The sequence below is a fragment of the Streptomyces colwelliae genome (assembly GCF_048158785.1).
In the GTDB taxonomy this organism is placed as follows: domain Bacteria; phylum Actinomycetota; class Actinomycetes; order Streptomycetales; family Streptomycetaceae; genus Streptomyces.
This window is the reverse complement of the sequence record NZ_JBLTJC010000553.1, coordinates 1-5,306: the sequence shown is the minus strand read 5'-3', so window position 1 is coordinate 5,306 and position 5,306 is coordinate 1. Positions and strand designations below refer to the sequence as shown.

Genomic DNA, 5,306 nt, shown 5'->3' with positions numbered 1-5,306 from the left:
CCCAACTTCACCGGCCGCAACGTCACCGCCCGATCAACAATCTCCAACCGGGACAACTTCGCCACCATCTCGCTCTCCAACCCCACCGCATCCCCCGCAGACCGCAACCACACCCCGACCAGCAAATTCGCCGCCCCACTGACCGCCGCGCACATCCGCACCTCAGGAAACCGACCCAGCGTCCGAGCCGACCGCTCCAACTGATCCGGCGGCACCCGCAACCACAACAACATCGTCACCGGCGCAGGCGACAGAGACCGAGCGATCTCACACCGCAACCGAATCACCCCACCCGCCAGAGCCGCCCCCAAATGCCGCCGGACGGTACTCGCGCCAACCCCCAGCCGCGAAGCCAACTCCGCATGCGAGGCACGGGCGTTCTCCCCCAGGGCAAGCAACAGATCCCGGTCCAGCTCCCCGAACCGAGGCGACATCCCCGGCGAGGACGAGGGCTCCGCCGCCATGAGCAACCCCCGCTGCTCACGCGAGATCGCCCGCACCTGCCACCGGCTTCCCTCCGCATACATCCGCGGCGCCACCAACGTCCGCGTCCCCACCACGCCGCGCAGCCCCGAGACCCGGTCGACGACATACCGGGACACCCCCTCCAGGCTCGACGCCACCAGATGCAGCACCAGATCGCAGGGCCCCGCCACATAGTCGACGGCGGTCAACTGCGCGTCGCCGGCCACCGTGCGCGCCACCCGCATCGCCTCGCCGGGCGCGCAGTCCACCTGCACGAACGCGAAGGCCAGCCGTTCCCCCACCGCCGCGCCCGGATAGGCGGTCAGCCACGCCTCACGCCGCTCGACCAGCCGGTCCCAGTGCCGGGCGACCGTCACCGGCCCCACCCCCAGCGCTCTGCCGATCAGCGACCAGGGGGCGCGCGGCCGGAGCTGCAACGCGTTGACCAGAGCGAGGTCGGATTCGGACAGCATGGCGGATCCCTCGGATTGGCGGTCGTCGTACGGCGGATCTCTCCAGAATTTGCTGCGGTGATGCACCGCCCTCTCATCATTGCCGACCAGAAGCGCGTTCCGTACGGCGCCCGGCGCACGAGCGTCCGCCCGGCTGGGCAGCGTCCTGGAGTTGCGGGAGTGACCTACGAGGGGAACGGGATGACTCTGAGAGACGACGCACGCGAGCTCCAGGGCGAACTGGCCGTCCTGCGCCGGGCGTTGCACCAGGAACCGGAGATCGGCCTGCACCTGCCGCGAACGCAGGAGAAGGTGCTGGCCGCGCTGGACGGACTGCCGCTGGAGATCAGCACCGGCACGTCACTGTCCTCCGTGACGGCGGTCCTGCGCGGCGGAGCACCCAACGCCGGGCCGGGCCCCGTCGTACTGCTGCGCGGAGACATGGACGGTCTGCCGGTCACCGAGCGCACCGGCGCGGAGTTCACCTCCCGCATCGACGGCGCCATGCACGCCTGCGGCCACGACCTGCACACCGCCGGACTCGTCGGCGCCGCCCGGCTGCTCGCCGGCCGGCGCGAGAGCCTCGCCGGGGACGTGGTGTTCATGTTCCAGCCGGGGGAGGAGGGCTGGGACGGCGCCGGGCACATGGTCGAGGAGGGCGTCCTGACGGCGGCGGGCCGCCCGGTCGACGCGGCCTACGGACTGCACGTCAGCTCGTCGTCGTACCCCACCGGCGTCTTCAGCTCCCGCCCCGGCACGCTGATGGCGGCCTCGGCGGGCCTGCACGTACGGGTCGCAGGAGCCGGCGGGCACGGCTCGCGGCCGCATGCCGCGCTGGACCCGGTGCCGGTGGCCTGCGAGATGGTCACCGCGCTACAGACGATGGTGACCCGGCGCTTCGACGTCTTCGACCCGGTCGTGGTCACCGTCGGCACCTTCCACGCCGGCACCCGGCGCAACATCATCCCGGACGAGGCCGTCTTCGAGGCGACCGTCCGCACCTTCACCCCGGCCGCCGCCGAGCGCGCCGCCGAGGTCGCCGTACGCCTCTGCGAGGGCATCGCGGCCGCCCACGGCCTCACCGCCGAGGTCGACTTCGTCCCCGAGTACCCGCTCACCGTCAACCACGTCGCCGAGCACGACTTCCTCGCCGACACGGTCCGCGAGGCCTTCGGCGAGGAGCGCTTCGCGCCGCTGGCCGACCCGATCACCGGCTCGGAGGACTTCTCCCGGGTCCTGGACCGGGTGCCGGGCGCCTTCGTCTTCCTGGGCGCCGACACCACCGGCGACCCGGAGACCGCGCCCGGCAACCACTCCCCGCTCGCCGCCTTCGACGACAGCGTTGTCTCCGACGGCTCCGCCCTGCTCGCCGAACTCGCCGTTCGCCGACTGGACCGTCTCAACTCCCTTGCCAAGGAGGCGTAGTGCGCCCCTACCACCTGATCCCCGCCGTGCCGGCGCTCGCGCTGGCCGTGATGCCCTTCCTGCCGTTCGTGAACACCGACGGGCTGTGGTTCGGCCTGCCCCGGATGCTCGTGTGGGGCGCGGCATGGTGCGTGATGTGCACGCCCGCGCTGCTGCTGACGGAGCGTCAGATGGCCCGCGAGACAGCCGAGTCGACCGAGACCGGCGACACCACCGACACCACCGACACCACCACGATCGCCGCCGGGGGGACCGACAAGTGACGACCATCCTGATCATGACGTTCACCGGCATCGTGCTGATCGGCGTCCTCGGCTTCGCCGGCCGCCGCAAGCCCGCCGCCGACCTGTCCGAATGGGCCGTCGGCGGACGGAACTTCGGCGCGGTGAGCATGTGGTTCCTCCAGGCCGGCGAGGTGTTCACCACCTTCACCTTCCTCGGCATGGCGGGCCTCGCGTTCAGCGGCGGAGTGGCGGCCCTGTACGCCCTCCCGTACGTCCCCATCGGCTACATGGTGCTGTTCTTCCTCGCCAAGCGCCTGTGGTCGCTGGGCAAGGAGCGCGGCTACCTCACCCAGGGCGACTACCTGGAGGACCGCTACGACAGCAAGTTGCTCGGCACGGTCGCGGCCGTCCTGGGCGTCGTCTTCGTCCTCCCGTACCTCCAACTCCAGATCACCGGGCTGGGGTTGATCGTCCAGCTGGTCACCGGCAACTCGTCGTCCGGCACCCTGAGCATGATCATCGGCAGCGTTCTGGTCGTGGCCTTCGTCCTGTGGGCGGGCCTGCACGGCGTCGCGATGACGTCGTACTTCAAGGACGTCGTGATGCTGATCGTCCTGGGCGTGCTCCTGGTCGCCATTCCCTCCCACTTCGCGGGCGGCGTCAGCGCGATGTTCCACCGCATCGACAAGCTGCACCCCGAGATGCTGACGATCCACGCGGGCCCCGCCGACCAAGTCTGGTTCACCACAAGCATGTTGGTCAGCGCGATCGGCGTAGGCCTGATGTGCCTGCCGCACGCGTGGCCCGCCGTGATGTCCGCCCGCGACCCCAAGGTCCTGCGCCGCAACTACACCTGGATGCCCCTCTACGAACTCTGCCTTTTGATGCCGATCATCGTCGGCTTCGCCGCGATCCTCGTGCTCAAGCCGGGCAGTTCGGCCAACGGCATCCTGCTGACCCTGAGCAAGCAGGTCCTGCCCGCGTGGGCGACGGGCCTGGTGGTGATCGCGGCCATCGCGACGGCGATGGTCCCGGCGGCGGGCATCCTGATCGGCATCTCCTCCCTGGTGGCCCGCAACATCGCCCGCGTACAGGGCGAACGCACCCAGTTCTGGATCAACCACGGCACGGTGGTGGCGGCGTGCGGCCTGTCACTGTTGCTGGCAATCTTCCGCCCGGACCTGCTGGCCAACCTCCTACTCCTCACCTACAGCGGCACCGTCCAACTGGCCCCCGCCATCGCCCTGGGCTTCCTGACCCGCCGCCCGGTGGGCAAGGTCCCGGTCCTGGCGGGCCTGTTCGTGGGCGAACTGGCCGTCATCTGGCTGACGTTCTGGAACAAGGACCTGGCGGGCAACGTCAACGTGGGCCTGATCGGCCTGGCCGCGAACCTGATCGTCCTGACCCTCGCGGCACCCGCGGAACGCTTCCTGGCCCGCAGGACAACTCCCGCCCCCGACAAGCAGGTTGCGATGACGGCATGAACAACTCCGCACTCCGTACGGTCTTCACGGGCGGCCTCGTCTTCGACGGCACCGGCGCAGACCCGGCCCCCGCAGACGTGGTCGTGTCCGACGGCCGCATAGTCGACGTCGGCACAGGCCTGGACGGCGACACCCAAGTCGACTGCACAGGCCGCACGTTGCTGCCGGGCCTCTTCGACTGCCACGTCCACCTCACGCTCAACGGCATAGGCCTGCTGGGGGCGTTGCAGAAGCCGTTCTCGTACCAGTTCTACGAGGCGGCCGTGAACCTGCGTCGCACCCTCGAAGCAGGCATCACCACGGTCCGCGACGCGGCGGGCGCCGACCTGGGCATCAAACAGGCAGTGGAGGACGGCCTGTTGACGGGCCCCCGGGTCCAGATCTCCATCGGCCTGATCACCCAGACCGGCGGCCACGGCGACCCCTGGATGCCCTCGGGCCAGTGCGCCGGCCTCGCCGTACCGCACCCGGGCCGCCCACCCGCGATGGCCGACGGCCCCGACGAGATGCGCCGCACCGCCCGCACCCTGCTGAGGGCCGGCGCCGAGGTCCTCAAGGTGTGCACCACCGGCGGCGTCCTCTCCCCACGCGACGACCCCCGCCACAGCCAGTTCACCCCGGAGGAACTGGACATCCTGGTGACCGAGGCGACCGCCCAGGGCCGCTACGTCATGGCCCACGCCCAAGGCGCGGACGGCATCAAGAACGCCGTCCGAGCCGGAGTCCGCTCCATAGAACACGGCATCCACCTGGACGACGAGGCGATCGACCTCATGCTGCAACACGACACCTGGCTGGTCCCCACCCTGATCGCCCCGGTGTCGGTGATCCGCGCGGCCGAGTCCGGCATCCAGATCCCCGAAGCCATGCTCCGCAAGGCCAAGGAGGTCACCGAGGCCCACGCCGACTCGGTACGCCGAGCCGCAGAAGCAGGCGTCCGCATAGCCATGGGCACAGACAGCGGCATCGGCCCCCACGGCACCAACCTCGACGAACTCCCCCTGATGCAGGCCTGCGGCATGACTCCGGGCGAGGTGCTGGCGGCGACCACGTCTTCGGCGGCCCGCCTACTGGGTTACGACGACTTGGGCACCGTAGAACCGGGCAACAGAGCAGACCTGGTCCTGGTGGAGGGCGACGCTTACGACCTCGCGGGGCTCGCTTCCAACGTGACGGAGGTATGGAAGGACGGGGTGAGGGCGGTACGACGCAACAAGGGGGACTGAGGCTTTTAGGGGCGCGGGGCTGTGTCGATT

The 5,306-nt window shown here is 70.1% G+C and carries 5 protein-coding genes; 4 read left to right on the top strand and 1 reads right to left on the bottom strand.

Annotation, left to right across the window (positions count from 1 at the left end):
* Positions 1-938 (bottom strand): Lrp/AsnC family transcriptional regulator (locus ACNFOC_RS50590; protein ID WP_416965733.1); only part of this gene is annotated, 938 nt, incomplete at its 3' end.
* 180 nt (positions 939-1,118) lie between these two features.
* Here ACNFOC_RS50590 and ACNFOC_RS50585 point away from each other — a divergent pair.
* From ACNFOC_RS50585 to ACNFOC_RS50570, 4 genes are read left to right on the top strand one after another with little or no spacing between them, the layout of a single operon-like run.
* Positions 1,119-2,342: a M20 metallopeptidase family protein gene (locus ACNFOC_RS50585; protein ID WP_416965732.1), complete on the top strand. Its 1,224-nt coding sequence runs from the start codon at positions 1,119-1,121 to the stop codon at positions 2,340-2,342.
* Positions 2,342-2,605, top strand: coding sequence for a hypothetical protein (locus ACNFOC_RS50580; protein WP_416965731.1), 264 nt, complete (start codon positions 2,342-2,344; stop codon positions 2,603-2,605). The genes ACNFOC_RS50585 and ACNFOC_RS50580 overlap by 1 nt, the downstream gene beginning before the upstream one ends.
* Positions 2,602-4,050 (top strand): sodium:solute symporter family protein, encoded by a 1,449-nt coding sequence (locus ACNFOC_RS50575; protein WP_416965730.1) that lies wholly within the window; start codon positions 2,602-2,604, stop codon positions 4,048-4,050. Before ACNFOC_RS50580 ends, ACNFOC_RS50575 begins: the two co-directional genes overlap by 4 nt.
* Positions 4,047-5,276: a metal-dependent hydrolase family protein gene (locus ACNFOC_RS50570; protein WP_416965729.1), complete on the top strand. Its 1,230-nt coding sequence runs from the start codon at positions 4,047-4,049 to the stop codon at positions 5,274-5,276. The genes ACNFOC_RS50575 and ACNFOC_RS50570 overlap by 4 nt, the downstream gene beginning before the upstream one ends.
* Positions 5,277-5,306: the final 30 nt, after the last annotated feature.

What these genes read in the sequence shown, in the direction of transcription:
- ACNFOC_RS50585 (WP_416965732.1), top strand. Translation starts at nt 1,119, where the DNA reads ATGACTCTGAGAGACGACGCACGCGAGCTCCAGGGCGAACTGGCCGTC.
- ACNFOC_RS50570 (WP_416965729.1), top strand. Translation starts at nt 4,047, where the DNA reads ATGAACAACTCCGCACTCCGTACGGTCTTCACGGGCGGCCTCGTCTTC.